Origin of the sequence: Methanosarcina sp. WWM596, from assembly GCF_000969965.1 — an archaeon.
GTDB lineage: Archaea > Halobacteriota > Methanosarcinia > Methanosarcinales > Methanosarcinaceae > Methanosarcina.
The window spans coordinates 3,726,621-3,743,864 of record NZ_CP009503.1 but is presented as its reverse complement, the minus strand read 5'-3'; the positions used below and the strand labels follow the sequence as shown (position 1 = coordinate 3,743,864).

Below are 17,244 nucleotides of genomic sequence, written 5' to 3'. Positions count from 1 at the left end.
TTATATTTAATTAATCCTGCCTGATTTATTCACTTTTTGCAAGCCCTTTCAGGTAAAGTTCCCTGAGTTCGGCTGCCTTTTCAAGTGCCAGGTCTATTGCCTCGAACAGCTCTGCCTCGGTAAGAGGGGCAGAACCCATTTTCTGCATGCCTGCAACAGATCCGTCCGAACTGGAAACTATGGTCAGTTTTGTTTCGCAAACTGCCTCCTCGTCAAGGGAGGGGTCAATCATCAGTTTTGAACCGATCTTAGCAAGAGTTATGCCAACGGGCATTTCTTCTTTCATTGCAAGGGGCACGTTCTCACCCAGTCCATGCTGTTCGTTCGGGACAACTGTGGTCATAAGGGCTGCAATTGCAGCAAGACAGGATGCATCAATGATATTTCCGTCATTGTTCAGGATATGGACATCTATAAAGACAATCCATACGGATTCTCCCATCGTTATGCAAAGCTTCTTTATATCAATTGCGCCTGATTCCCGGATTCCCCTGTCAACAACCCTTGCCATTTCGATTGCATCTTCTCTTGGAGGGCCTGGCTCATATTCGGGAGAAGCTATCGGATTAAGCTCAAGGTTGGTAATAATTACTCCTTCATCCTGAGAGTCTGGGAATGGAGTTCCGGTCTGAAGCTTCACACCTACAAGAACCTGGGTGTTCCCGAGGGTAACCTTTGCAGAACCTTCAGCTTTGGAAATAATGTTTGTTTCGAGCTTGAGATCCCTGAAGTCTTTAAACCCGCGCCCGTCCTGGCGCTTTCCTTTGACCATCAGATTGTAAATATAGTCCTTCTTAAGTGTGGCTATGATTTCACTCATTTTTTTCACCTCTGGTATCGGCTTCAGAGGGGTCTTTTACTACCTTCCAGGGACCTTCGGATTTTTCTTCTTCAGGCTCTTCTTCTGCCTCTACCGCTTCAGTGGAAACTTCTCCGGTTTCACTCTCGGGTTCGACATCTGTTTCAGATTCAATAGTTTCTTCTGAAACAGCTTCAGTTTCCTCAACTTCGGCTTCTTCTTCAAAGGAGAGATCTTCCTCGATAGATTCCTCAGCTTCAGGCTCGAAACCCATTTCTTCTTCGGCTTCTCTGGAAGCAGCTTCTTTCTCAAACCTGGCTTCAATTTCTTCAAATCCTTTGAGTTCAGGACTACCTTCAAAAGAGGCTTCAACTTCGGCTTTCTCTTCAAGAACTTCCTCTTCTTCGAGTTCTTCACCTAAATTTTCTTCTAAATCCTCTTCTAAATCCTCTTCTAAATCTTCCTCTAAATCTTCTTCCGATTCAGCCTCAAATTTCTCTTCTCCGGCTTTCTCTTCGTCTTCAAAATCCCCTTCTTCCTCTTCGGCTTCGAGCTCTTCTTCAATATCTTCCTCGAGTTCTTCCTCAATATCTTCCTCGGGTTCTTCCTCAATATCTTCCTCGGGTTCTTCTTCAATATCTTCCTCGAGCTCTTCTTCAATATCTTCCTCGAGCTCTTCCTTGAACTCTTCTTCAATATCTTCCTCGAGCTCTTCTTCAATATCTTCCTTGAGCTCTTCTTCAATATCTTCCTCGAGCTCTTCTTCGAGATCAGGGATTACCTCACTGGAAAGGACATCATCTGCAGATGGTTCTTCTGATGCCTCTGCTCCAAATTCTTCCTTTACCTCAATCTCTTTAACCACTGCTGTTTCCGGAGCAGACTTGGGGGAAGGTATGGTCTCTTCTTTTTTGACTTCCTTTTCAGTTTCTGCAGTTTCTTCCGTCGTATCCTCAACAGGGGTCTCAAACTTCTTTCTAAGGACTGCCTGTTGAATCTCAAGGATCTCCTTGCACCCTTTCTTTACGAGCTCAAGGCCTTTCTTAATCTCTTCAGGAGTAAGATGCCCGTCCATCTGGACAAGAGTGATTTCCCCGTCCTGGGTCATTGCTACAGGGAAGTCAGCCTCTCCGTAGTTGTCCTCCTCCTTATTGAGGTCAAGTACAATCTGCCCCTCAACCTTTCCGAAAGCACAGGAGGTAATAAGACCCTTCATGGGAATTCCGGCATCTGCAAGAGCTATACTTGAAGCATTAATAGCTGCTGTCCTTGTCCCTGCATCGGCCTGGAGCACTTCCACGAAAATATCAATTGCTGTCTTCGGAAACAGCTCAGCCATAATCACAGGTTCGAAAGCGTCCCTGGAAACCTTTGAGATTTCGATGCTTCGCCTGCTGGGCCCTGGGCGAGCACGGTCTTCCACGGAGAATGATGCCATATTATACTTGTAACGGACAACTGCCGAATCTGGGCGCTGGCTGCGGCGGGGATGGACTTCCCTGGGTCCGAACACACCTACCAGGATCTTATTCCTGCCCCATTCAAGATAACATGAACCGTCGGCTCGCGAAAGTACGCCGACCTCAATTTTCATGGGCCTTATTTCATCTGCACGTCTCCCATCAAGGCGCAGCCCATCGTCAGTGATTAATATTAAGTTTTCAGGTTTATTACTCATACTTTAATCTCCAAACAACTCCTAAACCAAAATACTCTAGAGAAGCTTACCTAAATCCTATTGACTCTATCCGGAATTCAATTCTTTGAGTCCAGCAGTACATCGATCTTCCTGTAAATATCTTCGGAATGATCTTCCTTTCCTGTAGTAGCGCCTTTATTCTCATTTTGAAAAAACGTAATAGGTTTGGACTCTTTCTGTTTAATCCGTTCATCTTTCAAAAAATTGTAGATCCGGTCTGTCAATCCGGTACGCTGGGCTTCAAGTTCGATTTTCCGAATAGCCTTACTCAAAAGTTCTACATCTTCGTCCTTTCCATCGATCCATATTCTGCCATTCTGGCCTACGAAAATGCTGCAGTTTGTCTCTTTCTTCAACATGGAGATCATGGAACCGCCGTGTCCTATTACACGGGGGACTTTTACAGGCTCAACTTCAACAATCTGGCCTGTTTTGAGTTTATGAAGGCTCGGATCCCTCAGGGCAAGCTCGACTTTCATGGAGCTGTCTACATCTTTTACCCTGAGGATTGCAGAGTCACCCACGTTCATGATTTCAGGCATATCTCGGGATTCGACTCTTCTCGGATATTCGGATACATGGAGCAGACCATCATAAGGAGCTGCAATATTCAGTATCCAGTTGGATGGAGTAACCACAATAACGATCCCTATCACCACATCATTCACTGAGGGGATATACGCTCCCGCAAGTGGGATCACTCCAACTTTATCCTCTTTGAGGTTTTCAATACCACAAAACGAAGAATAGATCTTGTTGTTCTTGATATACGTCCCGTATCCGGCTTTTTTCATTTCCTCGGATAACAGGTCACCAGGGATCACTATTTTTTTATCCATCCAACATCCTCTTATAAAAGTTTCGTCTGAGCCTCTCCCTTCGTGAGATGATTTATAAGAGCGTAAAAATCAGTCTGGACTCCCGCAGGAATCCGCACTATTGCAACCCATGAGCCGTCATGTTGCCATTCTTCTTTCGTAATGCTTCCGGCTTTAGAAATATCTCCGTATGCTTTGGGAGCATATTCGGGAGGGATTTTCACAGCAATATTGATTTCTTCAAAGCGTATCGGGATAAGCGGGCGAATGGCTTTCATTGTAATAGCTACCAGCTGATCTACGCTTTTTAAAGGGTCTATGTGCACCCTTGCCTCTTCCATCGCTCTTTCTATTCTTGCGGGAGGGTGGGGTGCTCTAGTCTGAGGGTTTATAGCATTTCTGGAAATGGTATAGATAACCTTTTTCTTTTTTTCTTCAAGCATTCGTTTTCTCTGATCAGCGGTAAGCTGAAGCTCTCCGCTTTTCAGGATCACGGCAGCAATCTTAAAGGGGTCGGTTGTCTCAAAAGAGTTGATTATATCGGACTCTGCTGCCCGGTCCCCTCTGTTTGCGTCTTCGAAGATAGTTTCAACTGCCAGAATGTCTTCGAGGTTTATTTCCTCTCCTCGCTTATAGGCCAGAGCCCCTTCGGGCTCGACCAGTACTTCGAAATGTTTGCTGCCTCTTTTAAGCCGGGCAGTCACTGCCTCGTCCAAGGACACCATTTTCGAATACCTTCTCTAAGATGTAAGTTTGAGATTCAGAATTTCTCTGATTACTCATTCTTTAAATAGTTATAGGTTTTATTCTTTGTTTTCAGTTTCCTTGTGTTTCTCAAGGATCTGCTGAACGTAGTTCCCAACTTCTTCAGGCTCCAGTTTTCTGAATTTCTTGTCCTGAAGAGACACGACACCCACTTCAAGGGTTCCGGCATCGAATTTGCCTTCAGCTGCTTTATAGAGTGCATCCATCCCGAGGAGGATAGCAGCTTCAATATTCATATCTTCCTTGTAATCTGCCTCAAAAACCTCAACAACTGCATTTCTACCTGCGCCTATGGCTGTTGCCTTGTACTCGAGGAGAGCCCCGCTAGGGTCGGTCTCAAAGAGCCTTGGCCTTTTGTCATCCACGCCGGCAATCAGGAGTGCAGTTCCGTATGGGCGAACTCCACCGTACTGGGTGTAGGTCTGCTTGTGGTCACAAATTTTCTTAGAGATTACCTCCACACCTATGAGTTCGTCATAAGAAACCCTGTTTACCTGGGCTTCTACGCGAGCCCTGTCAACAAGGGCGCGGGCGTCTGCCACAAGCCCTGAGGTTGCGGCTCCTATGTGGTCATCAATCTGGAATATTTTTTCGATTGATTCGGCTTCCACAAGTCTGCTGGTTATTCGCTTGTCAACCAGCAGCACTACCCCATCAGCTGCCTTGATTCCTACGGCTGTTGTTCCCCTTTTGACCGCTTCGCGGGCATACTCTACCTGGAAAAGTCTTCCGTCAGGGCTGAAAACCGTAATTGCCCTGTCATAACCCATCTGTGGTGCCATCTGCATATTCCGTATCTCCTTGCCTTAATTTATGTTCTATATTGTTTCAATTTTCCCGGTGAGAAACCGGTCATTTTTCCTAAGGGATTTCAAATCCGCAGAATCGTCAACTAAATCACCGCATGCCCAAAAAAGGCTTTGGTCAGTAAACGCTATTTAACCTGTGCGGATATCCCGAAAGCTCAGGAGCTTAAAGTCTCCGACCCAGCATTTAGGTAAGGAAACCGATTTTTGATTCCCTATAACGTATTTCTTCCTTATTAGAGTTTTTAGCCTTTTACGCGAGACTTTCAATCCTGATAAAATTTTTTTACTGATGAAACCAGCGGAAAATATCCCGGTTACAGGGAGTTAAAGGCATTTTTACCCTGCAAAGCTCGTTTTCCGGCATAACCCGGATTAACACACTCTAATCAACTTTTTTTGCAGGATCTGAAGGTCCATTCCAATGTTAACTATGTCCGTTAATAAACTGTATTTACTCAGTTATAATGCTTGTGAGAGCCGGGGGCTTTTCCAGCGCTTAAAGTCGGATTTAGAACCTGTAAGGAATAATTTACCTTCCATTGCCTTCTACACCCGAAATTAAGAGACGCCTCCAATCCAGACCCTCATACCACTCATGCATAAACTACCTGGAGTCCGGGCAAAGCTGCTCTTCTGTCAATCAGTTCTGCCAATCAATATTATATCTTGTTACACTAATACCCATTCATTATAGCATATATTAGACAGCTTATTCGGCGGTTACTGAATATTGCAACGGAAAGTTCCCACCTGAAAGATTCAGCAGATACCCTTAAGTCTGGCTGAATGATACTTGCAGACTTCTGTCACTGCTGTAAGGCAGACATCCGGTTCTTACTTCATATAAATAAGCCCGGATATAAACCAGACTACATATAAAATCTGGAATTCTGAAAACCCGGATCTCAGCCCTTACTTTTTCCGATTTTAATTTACCTTTCGGTAGGCATATCCTGAATCTTTTCTTTCCTGTATTTCAGGTTCAAAGGGACTGTAGTCCTGTAGAAACTTTTCCGTCGCTCTTTTAACGGTGCCTGAAGCTCCCAGCACATGAAGAGTTGCCCTTTTTCCGTTAATCCGGGTCAAAACGGCCAGGGCGGCTCTCGTTTCTTTTACTCTGGTATGGGAGCACTGAATAATTCCTTTTCCGTCTTCAAATCCCAGCACCTTAATGTCACAGTCGCTGGTTGTAACATCTCCGAGCAGTGAGGAAGCAGAGGAAATAACTTCTTTAACGATATCATTTCTACCTGCGGGCTCTTCTGAAATCAGCTCAAAGGCAAGATAGCGCTTTTTAGCGCGGAGCGAAGGAAGCAGGCGTTTCAAAAGAAATCCTCTCCCTCAAGCACTTCAATGCCTTCCCTTACATACCCCGGACCAGGGCGGTTCTTTGTGATAATTCTTTCAGGAACAGTGCTTATGGCATCAAGAGCTTCAGCTTCTTCAAGCCCGCAAACCTCAGCAAGAGCAAGGGTTTCCATCGGGGAGCGCAGGTCAAAGCAGGACACAGCATCACTGCAAAGTACAAGGGAAACATCATATTTCCTTGCAAGGTCAAGGTTTGCTTTAAGGTCAGACAGCAGGCGGATGCGCCTTGAACCCCGGGAATGAAGAAACGGTCTCAGGGTGATACCTATTGCAACTCCGTTTTCTGCAGCTGCCTTTGCCAGCACCTGGTTTAACCCACTACTCCTGTCAAAAGCCGGGTGGTTAAGGATGTCCACCCTGTGGTTTTCGAGCGCAGCTCTGTTGACCGCTTCGGCCCCTCCGTGAACAATCAGGACATCCATTGAATTCCTGAATTTTCCGATCAAACTGTGCAACTTCGAGGGGTTTTCTTCCACAAGCTCAATTCCCCGAAAGACCTCAAAACCCCCGATGGAAGGTAGTACCGGTTTTTTATCAGGGAGTTTATCGGAATGGTTTGCAAGGGCAATCCCGCTGTATCCAAAATGCCGGGCAAGGGAAACCAGCTCCGGAGCAGTATTATTCCCATCCGGAGTTGCATGAACACAAAAATCATAATACTTCGGTTTACCCAAACAACTCCTCCACTATGGCTCCGGCTTTCTCCCTGTTCTTCGGATAAGTTTCGATCTTGACCTTTGCAATAATAGCGTCAGAAGAGTTAGTCAGTTTTACCTGTTGCAGGTATGCCGCCTGCTTGTCAAAGCGGAGGTGAAAAACCGTATCATCGTCCAGCCTTTCGGGCATTTCTTTCCTGAGCATTCTCGCATCTTCTTCCGAAAAGTTTTCATGGACAAAGCGGGCAAAGTTCAGGCATTCTGCCTTCCTTTTAAGCTGTACGCTAAGGATAGTAATTGGATTTCCATGGTGCCCTTCAGCCTCAAGCTCTTCAACGAGCTTACTCCCTTCCTTTACGCCGACACCGGATAAAAAAAAGTCCAGAGTCTCGCGGACTCTGGATACGTCTTCGGTTGCGTGGGCGATCACACGCATTGTTATGTGATGAATCACTTGCCTCGACTCTTATGTACACGGATGCTCGGCCTGGTCTTTTCAGTTCCCTTGCCGCGTGTGGCCATGCCTCTGCCCTTCCGACCAGCGCTTGTTTTGCCTCTGGTAGCTCTGCCCCTGACGGACGAGTCGCAGACCCAGTTAAGGTTCTTGTCGCTCTTTATTACAGGGTGGTGCGGGTCTACAAGGATGACTTCAAACCACTTGTGCTTTCCATCTTCCCCTACCCAGTAGGAGTTCAGGACTTCAAGGTTCGGGTATTTTCGGTCTGCACGGGCTTCAGCAATCCTCTGGATGCTTATTCCACCTGAGAGCTTATTCGTCCCCAGTTTCTGGGTTCTTCTTCCACGGTTGGGCCTTACTTTACCAAGACCTCCGCGACGCACATTCACTCTAACAACGATAATGCCCTGCTTGGCTTTGTATCCAAGGGAGCGTGCCCTGTCGATTCTTGTGGGCCTTTCAATTCTGGTCACAGAACCCTGCTTTCTCCAGACCTGCAAGCGCTCCCAGCGGAGCTCGTTCACGTAAGTCTCATCAGGGTTTTTCCATGCATCACGTATGTATCCATAAAAAGATTTTACCAATTTAAACACCAAGTTTCACTTATGTTTCACGGTTCAGCCCTGCCTGCAGGACCACATTCCAACGGGATCTAATCCCGAAAATGAAACATGCGATACAACTGAATCATCTGATTTAAAGCTTTGCCTGCAAAGTAAATGACCGAAAAAACCCGAGTGAACCTCAGTGTTTTTTTCTCTTAATCTCAGCCATTCAGACAGTCCAACCTGTGCTGACTGAACAGGACGCTGGATGGAAAACAGAAGAGAACTTCTTCGTATCAGACATCCCGAAATCTTTAGAATTGGGTCTATTCTCAATCAGTGATATCCAAAAATTAGTCCGCTTGAGCAAAACGAAACAGACCGCATACTGTTGCGATTACATCGCAACTCCCAGAAAATCTCCGATTTCCTGCGATCCCAAAGTGTAATTCGGGCGAGACGCAATTAGGGCAGCTCATACTTCTATATCGTTAAATAAGATAGTGAATTTTGTTCCCTTCCCTCTTTCAAGATTTATACAGCCGTCTATCTGTTCAACAAGAATATTTACTAACTGAAGTCCAAGAGAATCCGAGTTCTCGATATAGATCTCTTCAGGTATTCCTTTACCGTTATCCGAAACTTCGAGTGTGTAATGAAAACCGTTTATTTTCCCGCAGTCCTTATCTTGGCCAAAAATATCCTTTCTGGCGGCAGAAGTCTCAGTTTTGTGAAGGTTTATCTGGATTTTGTTTTCCCTTCTATGAGGAAAAGCATGTTTAAAAGCGTTTGAGACCAGCTCGTTTACTATGATGCCGAGGGGTATTGCGGTATCCATGCCAAGAAAAACCTGCTCAAGGTCCAGCTCTAAACTGATATATTTATTTCCAGGTTTGTATGACCTGAAAAGGTCTGCAGTCAGCTTCCTGAGATAAGCTGCAAAATCGAGACTGTCGATTTTATCCCCTCTATATAGCTCTTCATGAATGAGAGCCATGGAAATTACGCGGCTCTGGCTTTCCATAAAAGCCTCCACGACCTCAGGAGTCTTACAGACCTTATTTTTAGAGAAAGTTTCAGCCTGAAGGTCAAGTAAGGATGAAATCACCTGTAGATTATTCTTAATCCTGTGGTGAATTTCTTTTATGCGGATTTTTTCTATTTTTTGCAGGGCTTCTTCAGCTTTTTTTCGCTCGGTGATGTCCTGAACTATTCCCTTTATTCGGGCAGGGACATTCTGCTCGTCAAAAATAACCTGAGATTCCATATGGACTGTGCGTTCTTCCCCCTTAGCCGGTAAGATTCTGTAATCAATACTGTAAGGTTTTCCATTCATGGCTTTCTCAGCAGCATTATTGACATGATCTAGATCAGCGGGATGTACATAACTCAAAAATTCCTGATAAGTTGGATGTAATTCCTGATGGCTACGTCCGAAAATACGATAAAGCTCATCAGACCAGTATGATTCATCAGTTGCGATAGTCCACTCCCAGTGTCCGACATGAGCCATTTTTTGAGCTTCTGCAAGACTTTTTTCACTTTCTTTCAACGACCTATAAGCCTTATCAAGCTTTATTGTCCGTTCTTTCACTAAGTTTTCCAGGTTGTCAAGAGTTTCTTTCAGCTTAGCTTCAGCTTCTTTGCGTTCAGTAATATCTCGAAGAATCAGCGCTAACTTTCCTTTCTCGGGACTGAATACATAAATATCGAGGTATTTATTCGCCACATGGCTAAAAATCTCAAAGTTAATTGGCTGACCAGAAAGTGCAGCATCACTGTACCTTTCAATGGCTTTTGGGTTCACATAAGGAAATGTTTTCAGCATAGTGTTCCCTAACATATGTTCCTTTTTTACACCCAAATAAGACTCAAAAGCAGGATTTACCTCAAGGTAACGATAATCATGAGGTTTATTCTCGTTGTTATACATGACTTCTACAAGCCCGAAACCATCAGTCATGTTTGTGAAAAGCATCCTGTAGCGTTTCTCTCTCTCCTGCAGTTTCTGCTCAGTTCGTCTGCACTCAGTAATGTTTTTCTTTCCTAAATATTCCTTTTTTTCCCATTTTCCTTTTTTTCTGGACAAAACGAATTGATGATTTGCAAAAATATCTATTATATCGGTTGCACTGCACATCTCGAGGGAATAAGTGCATAGCGCTATTATTGGGCATTTGTCCATAACAGAATCCAGTCTTCTCTCATAATCAACGAGATCGTCCCAGTTTTCCTCTTCCAGCCAGAAAATGTCCTTAATTAATCTCAGGCCGTTATAGCCACCTGCCGACGACTTATTTGCTCTCTCTACCAGGTCGTTTAAGGCTCTCTCCGAATCGAAAATCCCATTTATTATATACCAATCAGCGCAGGAAATAATCTCAATTTGTCCTCTACCCAGATAAACATCGAAATCGGGAATAGCCTTTTTCAGGGCTTTTTTTGCCTCTTCCATGTTTACATATTCTGATATGAGCCATAAGCAAAGCTCGTTATTTTTCAACCCTGCTTTTAAATAGGGAATAAGTACATCCATCAAATCTTCTGTTGTCTGGTAAAACTGACTAAAATGTGTTCCCCGGGATATCTCTCCAATAATATCAATTTCAGAATTTCTTATATGATTCTCCATCCACTTCTCTCCGACTTTAAGGATAAAGTCAAAAATGAGTTGATCCTGGGTGCCAGTTTATGTATGATGATTCTTATTTACTCAATCCTTGCCTGGCTCATTCCTAATTAGAGGAGATGAAATTGCATATTCAGTCTAAAGAATATTATTTTATAAATATTAATCAATATCACAAAAGGACTCACGAGAATAATTATATGTATATAATTATTTATAATGATTTGCTCATAAAAATTGTATAAATTATATTTTCGCATATCTGGAAGATCTCTTTATCATGTGATTAAAGGAAATATTAGAGGATTTTTAACCTATTTTCTTAAAGGCGATGTTGCCAGGTTAATTTCGTCAAAGGGAGTTGTCAGGTTACTTTTGTTAGTTATTGATAATATATTCATACATAGAAAATACTAAAATATTATTAGATTGTAAACACTGTTTACGTTCCGGGTTACTATGAGGTTTCACTGGATTGGCACTTAAAAAAGGATTGGGATTATACTTGTCGTATTTGCTCACCACAGCTTACCGATAGCGCTTGATACTTATAGATTTTCTTTTCACATGCCACTTTTTTTTTCATTTCCGGATTTCTATTTGACTTTGGAAAATATGCAGAATCTGCTTCAGGTTTTGTGAAGGGGAGATTCAGGTCTCTTATCGTGCCTTACTTCTGCTTTGCACTTCTTACCTGCCTGTTTTACTTTTTGCTGGATACGGGCTTCCAGCCGGGAGTCACGAATATTGAATTTTTCGAAAACAGTGCGCTTTATGGCACCTACTCAATCCTGTACGCTCTGGACCCCCTTGTCTCTTACAACCCTCCGCCCTGGTTCCTAAGCTGCCTATTCGTAACCGAACTTCTCTTTTATGGCATTGCGAAGAAGTATTACGGGGAACCGCGAAAGCTTGTACTCTGGCTTACTCAACGTTCACAGACCTTTGTTATCAATAAGTAAAGTGAGGCAAAAAGAAAAAGTGAAGTAAGAAAACTTTCCGACTCTACCAGATCACCGGCCTCTCACTCTCTGGCCTGTAAAGTTTATCCGCGGGATTTACGTTAGGGAACGCCCTGTAAAACTCAGGCACGTTGAAGACCACGCCGTTGACCCTGAACCTGGCAGGCGAGTGGGTATCGGTTAGCACTCGCGTCCTCAGGAATTCATTTGTGTCCGATTCCCTCCAGATCTGGGCGTAGCTTAAGAAGAACCTCTGATCTCCGGTGAAACCATCGACCATCTCCGGCTCCTCTTTCGATGAGAGTTTATAGGCGTGGTAAGCCATGGTCAAGCCGCCAAAGTCTGCTATGTTCTCCTGGAGGGTAAGGTTGCCGTTTACTTGCAGGCCGGGCAGAACCTCGAACCTGTTGTACTCATCCACCAGGACCTCCGTGCTCCTGTTAAAATTATCGGAGTCCTCTGGCGTCCACCAATCCGTCAGATTTCCACTGGCATCAAACTTCCTGCCCTGGCTATCAAAGTGGTGAGTCATCTCATGTCCTATAATGGCGCCTATAGCACCGTAGTTAACTGCGTCATCAGCGTCCATGTTGAAGAAAGGAGGCTGAAGAATGCCCGCCGGGAAGACGATGATGTTCTTATTATAGTCTGCATAGGCGTTAGTCTCCTGGGGGTTCATCTCCCAGAGCTTGCTATCTACGGGCTTGCCTATCCTTTCCAGGCCGTAGGGACCGTGGTGGAACTGAAATTTAGAGGCCCTGAAGACATTCATGACATACGAATCGTTCTTCACCTCAAGCTCTGAATAATTCAGCCACTCATCGGGGTAGCCTACCTGGACATCCAGGGCCTCAAGCTTCAGGAGGGCTTTCTTCTTTGTTTCAGGCTCCATCCATGTCAGGTTTTGAATCCTTTCCCTGAAAGCCTTCTTCAAATTGGATACCATCTCCTGCATCCTGGCCCTGGAACCCGGGTCGAAATACCTGTCCACGTAGACACGGCCTATGGCTTCACCTATGGCCTCATTTTCCGCATCTAGGACTCTCTTCCATCGGGGCTTCATCTCCTGCTGGCCATTAAGCTTTCTGTTATAAAAGTCAAAATGCTCTTTCTCAAGGTCGGAGCTGAGATAGGGGGACGTAGCTGAGATCAGCTTCCAGCGCAGGAAAGTCTTCCAGTCAGCTATGCTCTCGTCCTGAAGGGCGATGTTCAGCTCCTTGAAGTAGGACGGGTTTCTGACGTTGACCTCGACTACATCCGGGTAGCCCAGAACGCCAAAGAGACAGGACCAGTTCATGCCCGGGGCAAAGGCCTGAAGCTCCTCAAGGCTCATCTTGTTATACGTTTTGACCTCATCAGTGTCGGCCACGTTGGTGAAGGATGCGTTGGCCAGCCTGGTCTCTAGCCTCATCACGGTTCTGGCATTATTCTCAGCGGTCTCCGGGCTATCGCCGAGGAAGACGAACATCCTGGCAACGTGAATCAGGTACTGCTCTCTGATCTTGATAGATTCATTGTCCTGCCTGAAATAGAAATCTCTATCCGGAAGGCCCAGACCTCCCTGGGCGAGGGTAGCGATCATGACTTTGCTATTCTTCTTGTCGGGTGCCGCGTACATGGAGAAAAAGGGGTCCATGCCGTAGTCCATCATGTGCGTCGATACGGCCTGGAGATCTGAGGTGCTGGAGATATCGTCTATCATTTTCAGCTCGTCTTTGATAGGGTCCAGACTCTGCCTTTCCAGAGTGGTATTATCCATTCCCACCCGGTAGAACTCACCGATCTTCTGCTCTATGCTTCCCTCAGGGGCAGATGTATTGTTGGCTGCGTCCTCCACTATTCCTTTGACGCGGTCGAAGGTTCTGTCCTCTACTATCTCGAACTCGCCGTATCGGGATTTGTCCGCAGGCACGGGGTGGTTTTTTATCCAGGCTCCTTCAGCATACTCATAGAAATCGTCTCCGGGTTTTACTGAGAGATTCATGCTTCCGGGGTCAAAGGCCTTCTCGTGTCCCGAGGTGCTCGTACTACCCATTGAAGTTTCAGAAGAAGAAACTACAGGAATTAAAGCGTTAATTAGTGCGATGCAAAAAACGAACAGACATATTACTCCCTTCCCCTTCATGCTCCCCAACCCCTATGGATCCTAAGGAGCCTCTAACACTGCAGCATATAATATATTATTTGGGCTCTGTAGAAATCCTGAATTAAATGCAATTGATTTTTAAGTTCAACTGCATAAGTCCTATTTAGATAATATCAATATACCCATTCAAGTGCATTTATGCGGAACGGGATCAATATCTTCCAGACAATTCTCTATCCCCGTACCCTACGATTATTCCTCAATCGCTGTCCCGTTTGCTCCCGTTATAGGATACAATTATCCCCGTAATTATTTAAAATTAATTATACTAAAAATAAATTCAGTTTCGAAATCCAGTAATTTTTGCATTTCTTGATTGAAATCTTGAAGATTGGCAGAAAAAGAAATCAAAAATATGAAGAAAAAGCAGCAAAATAGAAAAATAGATGAATACAGGAAAAATCCGGGAAATCTGTTGTGATATTCCCGAATTTTATCCTGCTTTCCAACCTCGTTTCTACTTTTGTAAAACCCTTCAAGGTTTTACCCCAATTTCTTAATGTATATGCCCGCTAATTCTGGGCATCTCACTTTCATCGGGATCAGGTACGCTGGTTTTTGACCAGTGTCCTGCAAGGAAAGCTCCGGACAGATTGTGCCAGATGCTGAAGATTGCACCCGGAAGTGCTGCAGCAGCTGTAAAATGTTTTATCGCAAGAGCAACACTGAGACCCGAATTCTGCATTCCGACCTCAATTGCCAGGGTTCTTGCTTCTGTTTCGCTAAGCTTGAAAGCTTTTGCAACCCCGTAGCCGCCTGCAAGGCCCAGCCCGTTGTGCAAGATCACGGCAACAAGGACTAGAAGACCACTCTGCTCAAGGTTTTCGCTGTTTGCCCCTATGATTATGGCAATGATAACAACGATTGCGAGAGCTGAGATTGCCGGAAAGACATCTCTGACTGCTGTTATCCTTTTTTCAAAGAAATAATTGATTGAAAGTCCGAGGACTACAGGCACAATAACAATATTTACAACACTAACAAGCATGCCCATGACGTCCACCTCCACTGTCTGCCCGATAAAGAGCCAGGTAAGGAAGGGAGTTGCGAGAAAGGCAACCATGGTAGAGACAGATGTGAGCACTATCGAGAGTGCAACATCTCCTTTTGCAAGGTAGCAGATAACATTTGAAGCCGTACCGCCGGGACAGCAGCCAAGCAGGATCACACCGGTGGCAAGGTCGACAGGAAGCTTTAGAGCCAGACAGACCATCCACGCTGCCAGAGGCATAAGGGTGTACTGCATGAGGGTGCCCAGAATGACCACATAAGGCTTTTTCAGGACTGCAAGAAAATTGCCCACTGAAAGTGTGACTCCCATCCCGAGCATGATCAGGCTCAAGAGGGGTACAATAAGATTATTATGGGGGGCAAAATACCCTGGATACACATACGCTACTGCAGATAGGAGTATCGCCCACAGGGGGAATAATGACGTAAATTTTTTAAGCATTTTTTAGTACACCGTCTCTTCAAATTGACACTTGAGTCATTAAATAAACTGAGATATAATTACTCTTTTTTGATATTTAGTAGGACATGTTCGATATTTGTAGGTTTTAAGCATTTATAAAAAGAAAAGAAATGATATTATTAATAAGTTTTTATTTTTTTGCAATGTATAACCAGAAAAGTCGGATTTGTTTCTATACTTGCGAAAAAACCGGGTCGTGTTTGTTCATATAATTACGAACAAACATGAGAGTATGAAAACCATTGTGGAAAAGATCAACCCAAAATCAAGGATACCTTTCTCGTTTCATCGAATTCTTGACATACCGTTCACAACATGGATTTATTTGACGTTTTAAAAAAAAAAGCAAAACACTCTCAAAAATCCCCCAAACTAAATTATTCGATAACTGACAACGTTCTACCACTCGGTGATTTTATATAAAGATCTCAAATTGCTTTGAAAATCGATGTTTTACTTTGATTTGACTTTAAATAATGATATCAGTGAACTACATACCAGTGAACTACCATCCTGTTAAACGTTCAGGGCACTCAGTGAACTCAGAATTTCCCGGAAGTCCACTTGCTACTTATATATATAGGCTCTGCCGATACAATCCCCCATGAGACTGGATTCATACCTTGTAGATATGGGACATTTCAAGTCCAGGGGACGAGCCAAGACTGCCGTTCATGAAGGAAACGTTAAAGTCAACGGCACTGTGGTAACAAAAGTCTCCAGAGACGTCTCAGTTGATGACATAATAGAAGTTGTCGAAGGCCTTGACCAGCCACAGGGCTACTTCAAACTCAGGCTTGTTCAGGAAGAAAGTGAGATCCTTAAACCTGGAGACAGAGTTCTTGACATGGGATCGAGTGCAGGTGGTTTTCTCCTTTTTGCATCAGATATTGCAAGCCACGTAAAAGGCATAGAGTTCAGCCGGGATTTCAGGAGCGAACTTGGGAAAATTGCATATGAGCGGGAAAACGTTGAGGTAATATTCGGGGATGTGTTTACCATACCTCTCAAGGAACTCTCTGAGGAACCCGTGGATGTTATTCTCTCGGACATGACTCTTGAACCTGAAGACTCAATCAAAGCCCTTGCCAGAGTGCTCCCTCTCCTGAAAGAAGGGGGAAGGCTGCTCCAGGTAATAAAAATAGGAAAAAAGAAAAACCCGAAGCCAATCCTGAGCAGGATCGAAGACCTGGGGCTTGAAGTCCAGCAGGTTATCAGTTCCGAAAAGCAGGAGATTTACGTGGTTGCAAGAAAACTTCTGTCTGAAGAAATAAATCAGCTTGAAGAACAAGAATCAGCCTGAAGAAAAAAACCAAAAGGGATTAAAACAGATGAAAGTTACTGAAAAAGCTGGATCCCCTCCGGACAACCTCAATTGTACAGACACGTGCCCCACACATAAATACACTAACGAGACCGAACTGAGGGTATATGGGCAGGGAAAACCTGTTCGCCTCTTTGCTGCAGGGCTGCATGGAGATGAGTGGAAGGACACAACGGAAATCCTGCTGAAAATAGAGCCTCCTGAAAAAGGCACCCTTGCATTAATCCCTCTTGTCAACAGGGGAAAATATACTTCAACCCTGGACCCTGCTTACTATCCGGTAATGGGAATAAGTATACTCGAAGCCATTGAAGCCCTGAATCCTGAAATTTATATTGAGCTCCATTCTTATTCCAGAGAAAACTTTGAAAAACTTGCGGGGGAAGATAGGCTGGAAAGAATCGGAGTACCTGCCTACAGCATCCTGAAAGAAGGAGTATTACTGGGTTCGGTTTCTCCCTGGATTAGGAGAAAGTATTTTCCAAAAGAAGCCCTTTGCCTCTCTTTTGAGATCCAAAAAGGAAATCCCCGATCAAGAGAATTTGCTGCCAGCATGCTTGAAGTCCTCAAAGAAAACGAGTCAAGGGATGAGTTCGTTGAATACCTGAGAAAAGAATTTCCTGAGCAGGCAAGAAAAGCTATTGAAGATTACCGCCGTTTTTACGGGGAAATCTGAGAGCTTACTTCTGAGAATTTGAGAAAAAAGAAATAAACCTTAATTGGTGACATTTCTTCCAAAAAAGAGAGCCGCAGAAAAAAATCTGCAGCTTTTTCTGTAATAAACTAAGTTACT

At 44.3% G+C, this 17,244-nt stretch carries 15 protein-coding genes; 3 read left to right on the top strand and 12 right to left on the bottom strand.

What is annotated here, in order from left to right:
- Nucleotides 1-25: 25 nt before the first annotated feature.
- The 10 genes from rrp42 to MSWHS_RS16390 form a co-directional block, all read right to left on the bottom strand.
- A complete protein-coding gene (gene rrp42, locus MSWHS_RS16435; protein WP_048128398.1) occupies nt 26-829 on the bottom strand; it encodes an exosome complex protein Rrp42 in 804 nt (267 codons plus the stop codon).
- Complete coding sequence (rrp41, locus tag MSWHS_RS16430; RefSeq protein WP_048159433.1) at nt 813-2,477, bottom strand: exosome complex exonuclease Rrp41; 1,665 nt, start codon at nt 2,475-2,477, stop codon at nt 813-815. Before rrp41 ends, rrp42 begins: the two co-directional genes overlap by 17 nt.
- 77 nt (nt 2,478-2,554) lie before the next feature.
- On the bottom strand, nt 2,555-3,337 hold the full coding sequence (gene rrp4 / locus MSWHS_RS16425) for an exosome complex RNA-binding protein Rrp4 (RefSeq protein ID WP_048128404.1): 783 nt from the start codon (nt 3,335-3,337) through the stop codon (nt 2,555-2,557).
- An 11-nt stretch (nt 3,338-3,348) separates the two neighbouring features.
- Nucleotides 3,349-4,041, bottom strand: coding sequence for a ribosome assembly factor SBDS (locus MSWHS_RS16420; RefSeq protein ID WP_048128406.1), 693 nt, complete (start codon nt 4,039-4,041; stop codon nt 3,349-3,351).
- A 78-nt stretch (nt 4,042-4,119) separates the two neighbouring features.
- Entirely contained in the window at nt 4,120-4,869 is a 750-nt protein-coding gene (psmA, locus tag MSWHS_RS16415; protein ID WP_048128409.1) for an archaeal proteasome endopeptidase complex subunit alpha, read from the bottom strand.
- A gap of 948 nt (nt 4,870-5,817) precedes the next feature.
- The gene (locus tag MSWHS_RS16410; RefSeq protein WP_048128412.1) at nt 5,818-6,216 is read right to left on the bottom strand and encodes an Rpp14/Pop5 family protein; all 399 of its coding nucleotides are present in this window, start codon (nt 6,214-6,216) and stop codon (nt 5,818-5,820) included.
- Nucleotides 6,213-6,932 (bottom strand): ribonuclease P protein component 3, encoded by a 720-nt coding sequence (gene rnp3 / locus MSWHS_RS16405; protein ID WP_048128414.1) that lies wholly within the window; start codon nt 6,930-6,932, stop codon nt 6,213-6,215. Before rnp3 ends, MSWHS_RS16410 begins: the two co-directional genes overlap by 4 nt.
- Nucleotides 6,925-7,368, bottom strand: coding sequence for an RNA-binding protein (locus MSWHS_RS16400; RefSeq protein ID WP_082088109.1), 444 nt, complete (start codon nt 7,366-7,368; stop codon nt 6,925-6,927). The genes rnp3 and MSWHS_RS16400 overlap by 8 nt, the downstream gene beginning before the upstream one ends.
- Complete coding sequence (locus tag MSWHS_RS16395) at nt 7,365-7,955, bottom strand: 50S ribosomal protein L15e (protein ID WP_048128420.1); 591 nt, start codon at nt 7,953-7,955, stop codon at nt 7,365-7,367. The genes MSWHS_RS16400 and MSWHS_RS16395 overlap by 4 nt, the downstream gene beginning before the upstream one ends.
- 436 nt (nt 7,956-8,391) lie before the next feature.
- On the bottom strand, nt 8,392-10,548 hold the full coding sequence (locus tag MSWHS_RS16390; RefSeq protein ID WP_052722760.1) for an MEDS domain-containing protein: 2,157 nt from the start codon (nt 10,546-10,548) through the stop codon (nt 8,392-8,394).
- A 551-nt stretch (nt 10,549-11,099) separates the two neighbouring features.
- On the opposite strand from MSWHS_RS16390, the gene MSWHS_RS16385 reads away from it, so the two are divergent.
- The gene (locus MSWHS_RS16385) at nt 11,100-11,507 is read left to right on the top strand and encodes an acyltransferase family protein (protein WP_369798993.1); all 408 of its coding nucleotides are present in this window, start codon (nt 11,100-11,102) and stop codon (nt 11,505-11,507) included.
- A gap of 43 nt (nt 11,508-11,550) precedes the next feature.
- Here MSWHS_RS16385 and MSWHS_RS16380 read toward each other — a convergent pair whose 3' ends face one another.
- Nucleotides 11,551-13,632, bottom strand: coding sequence for a M13 family metallopeptidase (locus MSWHS_RS16380; protein ID WP_048159432.1), 2,082 nt, complete (start codon nt 13,630-13,632; stop codon nt 11,551-11,553).
- Between the two features lie 517 nt (nt 13,633-14,149).
- Nucleotides 14,150-15,106, bottom strand: coding sequence for a bile acid:sodium symporter family protein (locus MSWHS_RS16375; RefSeq protein WP_048128424.1), 957 nt, complete (start codon nt 15,104-15,106; stop codon nt 14,150-14,152).
- Nucleotides 15,107-15,731: 625 nt separating this feature from the next.
- Between MSWHS_RS16375 and MSWHS_RS16370 the strand changes: the two genes are divergently transcribed.
- Both MSWHS_RS16370 and MSWHS_RS16365 read left to right on the top strand, forming a co-directional pair.
- Nucleotides 15,732-16,430 carry a S4 domain-containing protein gene (locus MSWHS_RS16370; RefSeq protein WP_048128426.1) on the top strand — a complete coding sequence of 233 codons (699 nt, stop codon included), beginning with the start codon at nt 15,732-15,734 and terminating at the stop codon, nt 16,428-16,430.
- A 28-nt stretch (nt 16,431-16,458) separates the two neighbouring features.
- Nucleotides 16,459-17,127: a DUF2119 domain-containing protein gene (locus MSWHS_RS16365; RefSeq protein WP_082088239.1), complete on the top strand. Its 669-nt coding sequence runs from the start codon at nt 16,459-16,461 to the stop codon at nt 17,125-17,127.
- Nucleotides 17,128-17,244 lie beyond the last annotated feature (117 nt).